The organism is Diaphorobacter sp. B2A2W2 (genome assembly GCF_056730635.1).
Genome location: NZ_JBWZOR010000002.1, coordinates 225,966 through 239,935, shown reverse-complemented (window position 1 = coordinate 239,935; position 13,970 = coordinate 225,966). Strand labels below are relative to the sequence as shown.

The following is a 13,970-nucleotide window of genomic DNA, read 5'->3' as shown; positions in this document are numbered from 1 at the left end:
GCCACACAGGCGCTGGCGAATGCACTGCGGTGCGCAGGCCAGATACCGGTCGCCTTGGCCCTGCGCAATACGCGCATCGGAGCGCTTCTGCGTGCCGTTTGGCGGGCCGACATCATCGTAGCCACGAACGGCTTTCTGCCGTCCTATGCAGCCTGGCTGCTGGGCATGCTGCTGCGCCGGCCCGTGGTGGCATGGCTTCACGGCCCCACGCAGGAGGTGCTGGAGCACGCCCATGCCAGTGCTGCCAAACGCGCCTGGCTGCGCTGGCTGTATCGCCGACTACGCTGGGTGGTGTTCGTCTCAGCCTACACACGCGACTCGTTCCTTGAATTCACAGGCGGTGCAGCGGCAGGGCAACGCCTGGAGGTGATTCCTAATGCCCATCCTGATTGGCAGCCCGCGCCAATGGGCGCGTCACCGCAATACCTGGGTTTCGTGGGCAGGCTTGCGCCGGAGAAGCAGCCCGAATTGCTGGTGCAGATGCTGCGCTTGCTGCCGACTACTTATCGGCTTTCCATGGTAGGCGATGGCCCTTCACAACCGGCGCTGTGTGCAGCCGGTGCTGACCTGCAGCAAGTCGGCCGGCTGGAGTTGCGCCCTTTTCATCTCGTACAGGCCACGGTGTACGCCCCATGGCAAGTTACCGTGCTCGCATCGCTCTACGAAGGCTGCCCCATGGCAGCGCTGGAATCGCTGGCCGCTGGCAGGCCCTGCGTGGGCCTGCCTATCCCCGCGCTGCGCGAAATGTTGGGGCCAGACATGCCCTATGCGCTGGCCCACGACTGCAGCGCGGCTGCGCTCGCTCGCGCCGTGCAAACCGTGTGCGCCATGCCACCCGAACAGCTGGCGCACGACATGGCCCAGGTGCTGCGCCGCTACAGTCCTGAGCGCTTTTCGCATAACTGGCAACGCGTGCTGCAGGAGGCGGCGTGCTGATCCACTTCATTCACCCCGGCAGCGCTTACCTGCCCGAACTGGCGGCATATGGCGACTTCCTTGCGGCGCTGGGGCACAGCGCGCAGGTGCATTCCCACCCTGCGAGCGTGCCTGCAGATGCGGTCATCTGCTGGTGGATGTGCGGCCGCGTGCCGCACGACGCGGCGCGGCGGCTCAGCCATGCCTTTCACATCCATGAATACGCATCGGCTTCAGTGCCGCCCTGGCCCAAGGTCAAGGACCGGGCCAAGCGCGCCCTGCAGCCCGTGCCGCAGTACCGCCTTTTCCAGAATACCTGGGTGCGCGATCGGCTGGGATTTTCCGACGGCGTGCCGTACGAGTTCCGTGACATGGGCGTGGAGCCGTCCTTTCTTGCCCCGTGTGCGAGACGGGCTGCGCCCGAGTTCGACGGAGTCTATCTGGGGGACATGCAACGCCTGCGGCAGTTTGTGCCACTCTTGACCGCACTACAACAGGCAGGCCAGCGCACTCTGCTGATTGGCGAGCCGCCTGTCGATCTGCGTAAAACACTGCACACCTTGGGGCACGTCACGGGTCGCGTTCCGCACGGTCAGGTACCCACCCTGCTGCGCCGCGCGCGCTACGGACTGAACCTGGTTCCTCACCAATTGCCGTACAGCCAACAGACGTCCACCAAACTCATCGAATACTGCGCGGCAGGTTTGCCAGTGGTCAGCACCGACTACGACTGGGTGCGGGCCTTCGAAGCGCGGCACGGAGCGCGCTTTGCCTACCTGCCCATACCAGACGTGGCTGGCTGCGTGGTGCCTGATGTATCCACACTGGCATGGCCGCGCATACTTGAACGACTGGCACTCTGGCGCCGCCTGGGGCTGTGCCCGTGAACCGCACCTCGCTGCTGATGGCCGGAGCCAGCCTGATCGCGCTGATCGCACAAGCGCTCATGGGTGCGGCCATGCTCCACTTCTTCACGCCCACGGCGGCAGGCCACTTCGCCGTCGTAGCACAAGTGGCGTTTTTCTGGGTCACGCTGGCACTGGCACAAAGCCCACTTCAGTTCCTTGCCGACGCACACCTGCCCCCACAGCGGGCGCTTCGTGCTGCTCTGCGCGCCAGCCTGCTGCGCTGGATACTGCTGCTGCCCCTGGTGGCCGCAGCCCTATGGTGGTCGAGTCCCGTCCTCCCTTTGACCACCGTGGTGGCCTGGGCCGGGCTGCTAGCGCTGTTGCAAATGGGCTGGTACCTGGCCCAGCCCTGGGTATTGCGCACGGCATCACCGATGTCCGCCGCCTGCGTACGCACAGCCCCCCCCTTGCTGGCGCTGGCGCTGGCCGCCGGGCTGGGTATGCGTGGAAACGCTGACAACGCCACCGGCCTACTGGCCGCGGCGGCGTGCGGCTATGCAGTGGGGGCGCTATGGTTGCTTCACGGTAGCCGCACCGACCATCCACCTCAATCCGCAGCAAGGCAATCCGACGGCCGCAGCGCTCTCTTGCGCATGGCGCACGCGGTAATGGATGCCGTGGCCGGCGTAGCTCTGGTGTTGGCCTGGCAGCGGCAGCATGGCACGGCGGACGCCAGCTATCTGGCAGTGCTGCTACGGCTGTTCGGCTTAATGCCCGCCATCGTGCACGCGGCTTGGTCACAAGTGCTGCTGGCACAAGCGCGGCCCTCACGCTTGAAGTCGCTGGGCGTAGGGATGGGAGCTGCCCTGGTCACAGGGCTGATCGGTCTGGGGAGCGCCGCCGTACTGCAGACCACACTGCTGGCGCCTCCATGGCAGGGCCTGCTGCCCTATATCCTGCCCATCATGCTATGGCAGGGTAGCGCATGCATCTTCGCGGCACTGAGCCATCGGCCCTTCCAGCAGGGACTGGCGCGCCGCTACTCATTGCTGACCATAGGTTTCAATATCATGCAGATAATGGTGCTGCTCGCCCCCATGGGTTGGACGCCGCAGGTGCACCTGTGGTGGCTCGCCGGCCTTTGCACCGCTGGGCTGCTGATGCTGTCGGCCTGGATGGCAAAATAGAGGGTTTCTGCCCAAGTTCCAGCCAGCACTCCGCCATGTCCACTGAAGCCACTCCTGCACTAGCCCCCCAGGACGAAAACCAACTCATCGCCGAACGCCGTGAAAAGCTCAAGGCTCTGCGCGAGAACCAGGCCCAGGGTCAAGGCGTGGCATTTCCCAACGACTACAAGCCCCAGCACCATGCCGCAGTGCTGCAGCAGCAGTACGGCACATTGGATGGAGAAGCGCTCGAAGCCCAGACGATCACAGTGAGCGTGGCCGGCCGCATGATGCTCAAGCGCGTCATGGGTAAGGCCAGCTTCGCGACCCTGCAGGATGGATCGCTGGGTGAGACCGGCGGGCGCATCCAGCTCTACGTGACACGCGATGCCATTGGCGAGGAAGCCTATTCCGACTTCAAGCGCTGGGACCTCGGCGACATCCTGGGTGCCGAAGGCACGCTGATGAAGACCAAGACCGGCGAGCTATCGGTCAAGGTGTCGCGCCTGCGCCTGCTCACCAAGAGCCTGCGCCCCATGCCCGACAAGTTCCACGGTGTGGCCGACCAAGAGGTCAAGTACCGCCAGCGCTACGTGGACCTGATGACCGACGAGGCCGCGCGCCGCCGCTTCGTCGCGCGCAGCAAGGCTGTGGGCAGCATCCGCTCTTTCATGATGGAGCACGGCTTCCTGGAGGTGGAAACGCCCATGCTGCACCCCATTCCCGGCGGCGCCAACGCCAAGCCCTTCGTCACCCACCACAATGCGTTGGAGCAGGAGATGTTCCTGCGCATCGCGCCCGAGCTGTACCTCAAGCGCTTGATCGTCGGCGGCTTCGAGCGCGTGTTTGAGATCAACCGCAACTTCCGCAACGAAGGCATCTCGGTGCGCCACAACCCCGAGTTCACGATGATGGAGTTTTATGCGGCCTACTGGAACTACCGCGATCTGATGGATTTCACCGAGGCGCTGGTGCGCGATGCCGCACTCAAGGCCACGGGCACGCTGCAGCTCACCTACGGTGGCCGCGCGGTGGATCTGGCCCAGCCCTTCCAGCGCCTCACGATCCGCGAGGCCATCTACCAGCACACCGAGGCCGGCGCACATGTGGACGATGCCGCCTGGCTCATCAGCGCGCTCAAGAAACTGGGCATGACCGAGGAGAAGGACCGCCTGTCCACCCGGACCCTCGCCAGCCTGCAGGTGCTCTACTTCGAGGAAGAGGTGGAGGACAAGCTCTGGCAGCCGACCTTCATCATGGAGCACCCGACCGAGATCAGCCCTCTGGCGCGCGCCAACGACCTGCGCCCCGAGGTGACGGAACGCTTCGAGCTCTACATCACCGGCCGCGAGTTCGGCAATGGCTTCTCGGAGCTGAACGACGCCGAAGACCAGGCCGCCCGCTTTCATGCGCAGGTGGCTGCCAAGGACGCGGGCGATGACGAGGCCATGTTCTTCGACCACGACTTCGTACGTGCGCTGGAATACGGCATGCCGCCCACAGGTGGTTGCGGCATCGGCATCGACCGGCTGATGATGCTGCTCACCGACAGCCCGAGCATCCGTGACGTGATCCTGTTCCCGGCCCTGCGGCGCGAGCACTGACCCGTGGGCATGCGTGGCCGCACGTGGCCACGCTGACATCCCGCCGCACCAGCGGCCTCCACTGCACCACCTCATGAGCCCTCCTGCCAGCGCCAACGCATTTCCGCAGTTCCTGCATGAGCCCTTCAGCGTGCTGCTGGTGGAGGACCAGGCGTCCGTGCGCGCCACACTGGCAGGCGAGCTGCGCCATGTGGGGGTGTCGGAGGTACTGGAGGCCGCGTCGGCCGACGCGGCGCTACAGCTGTTCAAGCTGCGGCGTCCCGACCTGGTGCTGCTGGACATACGCCTGCCTGGCGGCAACGACGGCTACTGGGTGGCCCAGCGCATGCGCGAGGCAGAACCCGGCGGCTGGACGCCCATCATCTTCCTCTCGGGGCTGGATGGCGACCTAGATGTGTGGCGCGGCATCGAAGCCGGCGGAGACGACTACCTCGTCAAGCCCGTCAAGCCGATCGTTCTGGCCGCCAAGCTGCGCGCCATGCGCCGGCTGCGCGACATGCGCAGGCGCCTCGTGGAACTGACCGAAGAGCTGCACGTGGCCAACCAGCACCTCAACGAGATGGTGGAGATGGACCCGCTCACGGGGCTGGTCAACCGCCGCGGCTTCGACCGCATCCTGCACAGCGAGATCCTCGCCGCGCGGCGCGACGGAGTGCCGCTCACGCTGATGCTGTGCGACCTGGACCATTTCAAGAGATACAACGACACCCTGGGCCACGTGCAGGGCGATGCCTGCCTGAAGGAGGTCGGCCGCGTGCTGCACGACGTCTGCATGCGACCGCGCGACGTGGCCTCGCGCTATGGCGGCGAAGAATTTGCACTGATCCTCCCCAACACGCCGCGCTCGGGCGCCATGACGTTCGCGCGCGCGCTGGGCAAGCTGTTGAAGGCCCGCGCCATCGCCCATCCGGGCTCGCCCAACGGCGAAACGCTCACGCTGTCGGGTGGCATTACCACGTGCGTGCCCGACGACGGTACCAGCGCCGAGACCATGCTCATGCGCGCCGACGAGGCCCTGTATGCCGCCAAGGCCCAGGGCCGGGACCGCTTCTTCAGCTTCGAGATGCAGATGGACACCATCGAGCAGCGGCAGATTTGAGCCGCGCCGGCGCTTGCCCACCCGTTCATTTCCCATGACATGCTGCCGCGACTGAAAACCGCCCTCCCCCTCTGGATGCACGACTGGCTCGACATCATCGTGCCCGGTGTGCAGATTGTGCTCATCGTCCTGGCCGCGCTGCTGCTGCAGCGCCTGCTGCTGCGCATCATCATGCGGGCCAGCGACCACTACCAGTTCCCGCACGAACTGCTCACACCCATCAACGCCGTGGTGCGCTGGCTCATCCTGGGCAGCGCCGGCCTGCTGGTACTGGAGCGCCTGGGGGTGTCAGCGGCCGTGCTGTGGACGGCCTTCACCGGCTTCGCCACAGTGGGCGCGGTGGCGTTCTTCGCGGCATGGAGCGTGCTGTCCAATCTGTTTTGCGCCTTTCTGATCTTCACCGTCGGCCCGTTCCGCGTGGGAGACCACATCGAACTGCTGGACACCGCCGACAAGCCCGGCGCCCTGGGCCGCGTGATGGACATCAACTTGCTTTACACCACGCTGGAGGATGCCACCGCCCCCGAGCCTGGCACGCTGCTGCAGATTCCCAACACACTGATCTTCCAGCGCGTGGTGCGCCGCTGGCGTGCCGGCACGCCGGTGCCGGAGTCACGGCTACATCCTGCTCTGGATTCCGCCGCCTGCGCCGCCACCGCTCGCGAGCCCGCCAGTACGCCCACGCCCAAGCCGGCGAGCTTTCCTTGATGGCCCAAGTGCCTGACGGGGTTGATGCTCATCAAAATATAGCTGTCCGCGCTTGATGGGCGGGCGCCGCAGGCCTTTTTGACATATATTCGGGCACCCCACGGCCGCACAGCGCGGTCACTGCGCCCCGGGTGACGGGCAAAACCCTATCGCCCCCGCGCATGTCAGTCCGCCGTAAGCCCCGCGGACAACGCTGCCCGTCTTTCGGCAACAGCCCTAGCAAAAACCTTCCGGCAGGGCCACCCCCGGTTACCCTGTTGCCAACGCCACACATCCCGTTAATCTTTGCGGCCTACGTCTCAGGCCCCCACCGGGGCCTGTTGATTTTTCAGACCGCTTTACCCAAAGTTGAAAGAATCCTATGAGCATTCCGTTCCGCATGCACACCGTCGTTGCCGCACTGGGTCTGGCCGGTGCCGCTTTGTTCTCCACCGCGCATGCGCAAGTCAAGATCGCCATGGTGATGCCCACCACTGGCCCGCTGACGCAGTACGGTGACATGGTCAAGGAAGGCGTGACCACGGCCGTCGAGATGGCCAACGCCGCTGGCGGCGTGGGCGGCAAGAAGATCGAGCTGGTCTCCATCGACGATGCCTGCGAACCCAAGCAAGGCCCCGTGGCCGCCAACCGTGTGGTGAATGCCAAGATCGGCTACGTGATCGGCCCGGTGTGCTCGGGTGCCTCCATCGCTGCCGCTCCCATCTACAACAACGAGGGCGTGGTCGTCATCACCCCGTCGGCCACCTCCCCGGCGCTCACCGACGGCAAAAACTACCACTTCATCTTCCGCACCATCGGCCGTGACGACCAACAGGGCCCTGCCGCTGCCAAGTTCATCGCCGAAAAGGCCAAGCCCAAGAAGGTCGCCGTGCTGCACGACAAGCAGTCCTATGGCCAGGGCATCGCCTCCTCCGTGCGTGACGACCTGAAGAAGGCCGGCATCACCGTGGCGCTGTTCGAAGGCATCAACGCCGGCGACAGCGACTATTCCGCCGTCATCACCAAGCTCAAGAGCGCTGGCGTGGACTTCGTGTATTACGGCGGCTACCACCCCGAGATGGGCCTGCTGCTGCGCCAGGCCGGCGAGCAAGGCCTGAAGGTGCGCATGATGGGCCCCGAGGGCGTGGGCAACCCCGAGGTGAACGCCATTGCGGGTAACGCCGTGGAAGGCATGCTGGTGACGCTGCCGGCCGACTTCGCTGCCAACCCCAAGAACGCTGCCGTCGTGGCCGCCTTCAAGGACAAGAAGCGCAATGCGTCCGGCGCCTTCCAGCTGACCTCGTTCGCCGCCACCCAGGCACTGCTGGACAGCATCAAGGCCGTGGGTGACAACCCTGCCAAGGTGGCCGACCACCTGCACAAGAGCACCATCGAAACGGTGCTGGGCCCCGTGTCCTGGAACAAGCAGGGCGACCTGAACAGCTTCGACTTCCAGGTCTTCCAGTGGCACAAGGACGGCAGCAAGAGCCTGGCCGCCAAGTAAACCCACCTCCCCGTCCCAAGGGTGCGTTGCGCAAGCCACGCACCCTTGGTCCATTGCATTCGGCCCCTGGAGGGGCCTTTTCCTGTTGAGGGGTGGCATGCATGTCTGATCTCATACCCCAGCTGGTACAACAGCTGTTCAATGGTCTTTCGCTGGGCGCCATCTACGCGCTGATCGCGATCGGCTACACGATGGTCTACGGCATCATCGGAATGATCAACTTCGCCCATGGCGACATCTACATGATCGGCGCCTACATCGGCCTGGTCACGCTGTCGGCCGTCGGCGTGCAGAGTGGTCTGCCGGTGTGGGCGATCATCGCCCTGATGCTGGTGGTAGCGGTGGCCATCACGGGCGTCTACGGCTTCGTGGTGGAGCAGGTGGCCTACAAGCCGCTGCGCAGCAGCCCGCGCCTGGTGGCGCTGATCTCGGCCATCGGCATGTCCATCTTCCTGCAGAACTGGGTGGCGCTGGGCCAGGGCGCGCGCGACATGGCCGTGCCCTCGCTGATCCCCGGCGCGCTGCGCTTTGGCAGCGAAGGCGGCTTCGAGGTCTACGTGCCCTACTCGCGCATCCTCATCATCGCCGTGGCGGTGGTGCTGATGATTGCGCTCACGCTGTACATCCAGCACTCGCGCATGGGCCGCGCCTCGCGCGCCTGCTCGCAGGACATGCACATGGCCAACCTGCTGGGCATCGACACCAACCGCGTGATCTCGTTCACCTTCATCCTGGGCGCCATGCTGGCGGCCGTGGGCGGCGTGCTGATCGCGCTCGCCGTGGGCAAGCTCAACCCCTTCATCGGGTTCATCGCCGGCATCAAGGCGTTCACGGCGGCCGTCCTCGGGGGCATCGGCTCCATTCCCGGCGCCATGCTGGGCGGGGTGATCCTGGGCGTGGCCGAGACCTTCGCCGCCGCCTACATCTCGTCGGAGTACAAGGACATCGTGGCCTTCGGCCTGCTGGTGCTCATCCTGCTGGTGCGCCCCACGGGCCTGCTGGGCAAGCCTGAAGTGGAGAAAGTCTGATGCACGCCACCGGTTTTTCTTCCCATCTCAAGAACGCGCTGATCGCCACCTTTCTGGCGGCCATCGTGGTACTGCCCATCTTCACGCTGCACCTGGAGCGCGCGGGCACGCGCACCATCATCGTGCCCGAGTGGCGCACGCTGCTGTGGGGGTGCCTCGCCGTGTTCGTGGTGCAGCTGCTGCGCCCGCTGCTGGGCGCGCGGCTGCCCAAGCTGTCGCTGCCCAGCCTGCCTCAGGCGGCGCCGGGCCAGCGCAAGGTGCTGATCTTCGTGGCGCTGATGATCGCGGCATCGTGGCCGTTCTTCGCCGGCCGCAACGCGGTGGACATCGCCACGCTGGCCATGATCTACGTGATGCTGGGCCTCGGCCTGAACATCGTGGTGGGCTTCGCCGGCCTGTTGGACCTGGGCTTCGTGGGCTTCTATGCCGTGGGTGCCTACACCTATGCGCTGCTGTTCCACTGGGCCGGCTGGAGCTTCTGGGAAGCCCTTCCCCTGGCCGGCGCGGCGGCGGCGCTGTTCGGCTTCGTGCTGGGCTTTCCAGTGCTGCGCCTGCGGGGTGACTATCTGGCCATCGTGACGCTGGGCTTTGGCGAAATCATCCGGCTGTTGCTGGTCAACCTGACCGACTGGACGGGCGGACCGGACGGCATCTCCAGCATTCCCAAGCCGTCCGTGCTGGGCCTGGAGATGACGCGCTCGCCCACCGTGGAGGGCGGCACCACCTTCCACCAGTTCTTCGGGATGGAGTTCAACTCCCTGCACATGGTGATCGCCCTGTACCTGATGGCGCTGCTGCTCGCGGTGGTCACGCTGTTCATCAGCAACCGCCTGATCCGCATGCCCATCGGCCGCGCCTGGGAGGCACTGCGCGAGGACGAGATCGCCTGCCGGTCGCTGGGCCTGAACCCCATGAAGATCAAGCTCTCGGCCTTCACGCTGGGCGCCATGTTCGCGGGCTTCGGCGGCGCGTTCTTCGCGGCGCGCCAGGGCATCGTGAACCCCGAGTCGTTCACCTTCATCGAGTCTGCGCTGATCCTGGCCATCGTGGTGCTGGGCGGCATGGGCTCGCAGTTGGGCGTGATCGTGGCGGCCATCATCCTTACCGTGTTGCCCGAGCTGGCACGCGAATTCTCCGAGTACCGCATGCTGATCTTCGGCCTGGTCATGATCCTGATGATGGTGTGGCGCCCGCAGGGCCTGCTGCCCATGAAACGCCACCATGTGGAGGTGCCCGCATGAGCGCTCCCCTGCTTGAGGTCAAGGACCTGTGCATGCGCTTCGGCGGCCTGCTGGCGGTGGACCATGTGGCCTTCGACGTGAAACCGCAGGAGGTGTTTGCCATCATCGGCCCCAACGGTGCGGGCAAGACCACGGTGTTCAACTGCATCAGCGGCTTCTACCAGCCCAGCAGCGGCCAGATCGCGCTGCAGGGCCAGGCCATTGCGGGCTACACCAGCCACCAGGTCGCGCGCCAGGGCGTGGTGCGCACGTTCCAGAACGTGCGCCTGTTCAAGGGCATGACGGTGCTGGAGAACCTGCTGGTGGCCCAGCACCACCAGTCGCAGGCGCCGCTGCTGGCGGGCCTGTTCAACACCGCACGCTACCGCCGGAGCGAGGCCGAGAAGATCGATCAAGCCATGCACTGGCTGGACGTCATGGGCCTGCGCGAGTTCGTGAACCGCGAGGCAGGCAACCTGGCCTACGGACACCAGCGCCGCCTGGAGATCGCGCGCTGCATGATCACCAAGCCGCGCCTGCTCATGCTGGACGAGCCCGCCGCGGGCCTGAATCCGCAGGAGAAGAAGGACCTGCAGGCGCTGATCGATCAGTTGCGCCGCCAGTACGGCGTGACGGTGCTGCTCATCGAGCACGACATGGGGCTGGTGATGGGCGTTTCCGAGCGCATCCTGGTCATGGAATACGGCAAACCCATCGCCATGGGCACGCCCGACGCCATCCGCAACGACGAACGGGTCATCAAGGCCTATCTGGGGGAAGCGTGATGGCCCAGCCCATGCTGCAAGTAGAAAACCTGTCCACGCACTACGGCGCGATCTGCGCAGTGAATGGCGTGAGCCTGCACGTGAACCAGGGCGAAATCGTCTCACTGATCGGCTCCAATGGCGCGGGCAAGACCTCGCTGCTCATGACCCTGTGCGGCACGCCGCGCGCCAGCGGCGGTACCGTGCGCTTCGAGGGCGAGGACATCACCCAGCAACCCACGCACCTCATCATGCGCAAGGGCATCGCCGTCTCGCCCGAGGGACGCCGCATCTTCTCGAACCTGACCGTGGTCGAGAACCTGAAGATGGGCGGCTTCTTCCAGGACGGCGCTGCCATTGAGGAGGGCATGGAACACGTGTTCAAGCTGTTTCCGCGCCTAAAGGACCGCGCAGCGCAGCGTGCCGGCACCATGTCAGGTGGCGAGCAGCAGATGCTGGCCATCGGCCGCGCGCTGATGAGCAAGCCCCGCCTGCTGCTGCTGGACGAGCCCACGCTGGGCCTGGCGCCGCTGATCATTGCGCAGATCTTCGAGATCATTCAGGCCATCCGTGCCGAGGGCGTGACCGTGTTTCTGGTGGAGCAGAACGCCAACCGCGCCCTGCAGATCGCCGACCGCGGCTACGTGCTGGAAAACGGCCGCGTGGTGCTGGAGGACACAGGCGCCGCTCTGCTCACCAATGCGGACGTGCGCAAGGCCTATCTGGGCGCTTGACGCAAAGCTGGTGCGACACGAAAGCGGCCTACAGGCCGCTTTTCTTTTGATAGCTGCTCGCGGTTACTCCATAAGGCTTGGAATCATATTTCCTTCAGATTCCACCTGAACGACAAGCGCGCCCTGCTTTGCAACGCGTGCGGTGCTGAGGCCCCCGCGTTTCCCGTGGCAAGTGCCGGGACTGCCCCACGTCGCAGCCCAAAGAATGGCCGCCGCAGTAGCGTGCCTCCTACCACGCAGTAGGAAACCGCTGACCTGTTTCCCTGTACGCGACCATTTCAATGGATCTGCAGGCAATCCCGCCTGTCCACCTCTTTGGAGAACGACCATGGCACAGCAAGGCAACCAAACCCAGGATCAGCAACAACAACAGCAGCAAAACCAGCAAAACCAGCAAAACCAGCAGAACCAGCAGAACCAGCAGAACCAGCAAAACCAGCAGAACCAACAGAACCAACAGCAGGGCCAACAAGGCCAGCAGGATCCGAGCCGGCAGCAGAACCTGAACCCGCAGGATCAGCGTGATCAGCAGAAATTGCAGAGCCAGCAGAGCCCCAACCAAATGGGCGGCAAGCAGAACCAGCAGGATCGCTGAATGTGGTAGCCCCCGGGGTGCCTGGGCGCGGGAGCGCCCTCGGCACCTGCCGGCAGTCGCCATCGCTGCCACCTGCCGATCCGTCTAGAAATTCCCCGAACGGTTTCCCCTCCCCATCAGCGCGGCCGATTACGGCCCACCGCTCGCTTGGCACCCAGAGCACAACTCCGTGACGCCGGCTTCCTCCCTCTTCTTACCCAGCAATCCCGGCATCAAGCCATTCCACAACGCCTCAAGCGTTGCGCCGCGGCGCCTCAGGTGCAGCCACTGAAGCAGGTGTGTGGCGTATAAATCACGGCGCTCACCGTGACGCCGAGGGGTTGTCGATCGCGCCCCCTACCGTAGGCGAGGGCACGCCGCTCGCCTGTCCCGGCAGGTTCTGCCCGGGCGGTACGTTGAGCCGACGGGAGCGCACCACCTGGTGCGGCCGCCACAGGAACGCGATGGCGGCGAACCCGCTCCACACGTGCACCAGACGGCTGAACGGGAACAGCAGGAAGATGGTCACGCCCAGGACGATGTGCACCTGGAAGGACCAGTGCAGCGCTGCGATGGCGCTCGAATCCACAGGCCGCAGCGTCACGATGCGCTGCGCCCAGTCGGCCAGGATCAGCATGGCGCTGCCGTCGGCATGCCGCAGCGATTGCGGCAGCGTGATCAGGCCAAGGGTCAGCTGCACCCAGAGCACGACCAGCACGGCGATGTCCGTGGTGTGGCTGGTGTAGCGGATGCGCGGATCGAACACCCGGCGGTACAGCAGCATGCTCAGCCCCACGAAGCACAGCGCGCCGGCTACGCCCCCCGCAGACACGGCCAGCAGTTGCTTGGTCGAGGCGCTCATGAAGATGCCGTATACCGAATGCGGCGTGAACAGCCCCACCATGTGGCCGAAGAACAGGAACAGGATGCTGTAGTGAAACAGGTTGCTGCCCCACTTGAGCAAGCCCGAGCGCAGCATCTGCGACGAGTCGCTCTTCCAGCTGTATTGGTTCTGGTCGAAGCGGATCAGGCTCCCGATGAGGAACACCGCGAAGCAGACGTAGGGATAGACCTGGAACAGAAAGCCGTGCAGCGTGGTCATGGGTTGGCTCCTCGGGACGGGGATGGTTGCCTGCGCACGATGTGCACGGGTTGGGGGTCGCCAGGGCGCGCCTGACCCGCGGTGGAGCAACCGTCAAAGGCAGGGGGTTCGCGCCAGTCTTCATCCAGCGGCGCCTCGGTGGTGATGGGAACGGCCTGGGCCTTGTGCCCGGCAATGTCCAGCAGCGCCGCGACCACGCAGGCATAACCGCTGTGGCGTTCGCGCAGCGCCGCAAGGAGGGCATTGAGCAAATGCGCGATTTCGTCCAGGAATGCCTTGGCCCCCTGCGCGGGCTGGGTGGACGCGAATTCCAGCACCGCCGGAAGGTAGTCGGGTAGCTCGCCCTCGTTGAGCAGCAACCCAGCCTTGGCGTAGGTGTCGCCCAGGTCGACCATGGCCTGGCCGCGGTCGCGCGAGTCGCCGTGCACATGCTCGAACAGGTGCAGCGACGTGGCGCGCCCTCGGTCAAAAAGCTCCACGTAGGCGGACTCCGCATCCAGCGCGTCCATGCGCAGCAGCTGCTGCACGAACGTAGCGATCTCGCCGCGGCGGCTGCGCGACAGCACACCGTCGGCCGCCAGCAGTGCACCGAACTCGGCGTAATGCCTGCGCAAGGCAGTGTCGGGGTAGGTGAGCAGCGCCGACAGCACGCGCAGCGTGATGGCCCCCGGGCGCCTGGCCGCGCGCGCAGCGGCGGTGGTGGGGTCTTCCTGAGGTGTGGGCAT

14 protein-coding genes are annotated in these 13,970 nt (G+C 65.4%); 12 read left to right on the top strand and 2 right to left on the bottom strand.

Going from position 1 to position 13,970, the window contains the following annotated elements:
• Positions 1-54 precede the first annotated feature (54 nt).
• The 12 genes from AC1PPL_RS04320 to AC1PPL_RS04265 all read left to right on the top strand — a co-directional run bounded on the left by AC1PPL_RS04320 (position 55) and on the right by AC1PPL_RS04265 (position 12,164).
• The gene (locus tag AC1PPL_RS04320; RefSeq protein WP_479972729.1) at positions 55-936 is read left to right on the top strand and encodes a glycosyltransferase family 4 protein; all 882 of its coding nucleotides are present in this window, start codon (positions 55-57) and stop codon (positions 934-936) included.
• Complete coding sequence (locus AC1PPL_RS04315; RefSeq protein WP_479972728.1) at positions 930-1,802, top strand: glycosyltransferase family protein; 873 nt, start codon at positions 930-932, stop codon at positions 1,800-1,802. The genes AC1PPL_RS04320 and AC1PPL_RS04315 overlap by 7 nt, the downstream gene beginning before the upstream one ends.
• Positions 1,799-2,950 carry a hypothetical protein gene (locus AC1PPL_RS04310; protein ID WP_479972727.1) on the top strand — a complete coding sequence of 384 codons (1,152 nt, stop codon included), beginning with the start codon at positions 1,799-1,801 and terminating at the stop codon, positions 2,948-2,950. The genes AC1PPL_RS04315 and AC1PPL_RS04310 overlap by 4 nt, the downstream gene beginning before the upstream one ends.
• A 35-nt stretch (positions 2,951-2,985) precedes the next feature.
• A complete protein-coding gene (lysS, locus tag AC1PPL_RS04305; RefSeq protein WP_479972726.1) occupies positions 2,986-4,533 on the top strand; it encodes a lysine--tRNA ligase in 1,548 nt (515 codons plus the stop codon).
• A 73-nt stretch (positions 4,534-4,606) separates the two neighbouring features.
• The gene (locus tag AC1PPL_RS04300) at positions 4,607-5,632 is read left to right on the top strand and encodes a GGDEF domain-containing protein (protein ID WP_287953422.1); all 1,026 of its coding nucleotides are present in this window, start codon (positions 4,607-4,609) and stop codon (positions 5,630-5,632) included.
• 39 nt (positions 5,633-5,671) lie between these two features.
• Complete coding sequence (locus AC1PPL_RS04295) at positions 5,672-6,340, top strand: mechanosensitive ion channel domain-containing protein (RefSeq protein ID WP_479972725.1); 669 nt, start codon at positions 5,672-5,674, stop codon at positions 6,338-6,340.
• A gap of 361 nt (positions 6,341-6,701) precedes the next feature.
• Entirely contained in the window at positions 6,702-7,823 is a 1,122-nt protein-coding gene (locus AC1PPL_RS04290; RefSeq protein ID WP_011806374.1) for a branched-chain amino acid ABC transporter substrate-binding protein, read from the top strand.
• A 101-nt stretch (positions 7,824-7,924) separates the two neighbouring features.
• A complete protein-coding gene (livH, locus tag AC1PPL_RS04285; RefSeq protein ID WP_011806375.1) occupies positions 7,925-8,851 on the top strand; it encodes a high-affinity branched-chain amino acid ABC transporter permease LivH in 927 nt (308 codons plus the stop codon).
• On the top strand, positions 8,851-10,092 hold the full coding sequence (locus tag AC1PPL_RS04280) for a high-affinity branched-chain amino acid ABC transporter permease LivM (protein WP_011806376.1): 1,242 nt from the start codon (positions 8,851-8,853) through the stop codon (positions 10,090-10,092). The genes livH and AC1PPL_RS04280 overlap by 1 nt, the downstream gene beginning before the upstream one ends.
• The gene (gene livG / locus AC1PPL_RS04275) at positions 10,089-10,856 is read left to right on the top strand and encodes a high-affinity branched-chain amino acid ABC transporter ATP-binding protein LivG (RefSeq protein WP_015913961.1); all 768 of its coding nucleotides are present in this window, start codon (positions 10,089-10,091) and stop codon (positions 10,854-10,856) included. Before AC1PPL_RS04280 ends, livG begins: the two co-directional genes overlap by 4 nt.
• Complete coding sequence (locus AC1PPL_RS04270; RefSeq protein WP_011806378.1) at positions 10,856-11,569, top strand: ABC transporter ATP-binding protein; 714 nt, start codon at positions 10,856-10,858, stop codon at positions 11,567-11,569. The genes livG and AC1PPL_RS04270 overlap by 1 nt, the downstream gene beginning before the upstream one ends.
• 328 nt (positions 11,570-11,897) lie before the next feature.
• Positions 11,898-12,164, top strand: coding sequence for a hypothetical protein (locus AC1PPL_RS04265; protein WP_479972724.1), 267 nt, complete (start codon positions 11,898-11,900; stop codon positions 12,162-12,164).
• A gap of 301 nt (positions 12,165-12,465) precedes the next feature.
• On the opposite strand, the gene narI is transcribed toward AC1PPL_RS04265, so the two are convergent.
• Complete coding sequence (narI, locus tag AC1PPL_RS04260) at positions 12,466-13,245, bottom strand: respiratory nitrate reductase subunit gamma (RefSeq protein ID WP_479972723.1); 780 nt, start codon at positions 13,243-13,245, stop codon at positions 12,466-12,468.
• Positions 13,242-13,970 carry a nitrate reductase molybdenum cofactor assembly chaperone gene (gene narJ / locus AC1PPL_RS04255; RefSeq protein ID WP_479972722.1) on the bottom strand — a complete coding sequence of 243 codons (729 nt, stop codon included), beginning with the start codon at positions 13,968-13,970 and terminating at the stop codon, positions 13,242-13,244. The genes narI and narJ overlap by 4 nt, the downstream gene beginning before the upstream one ends.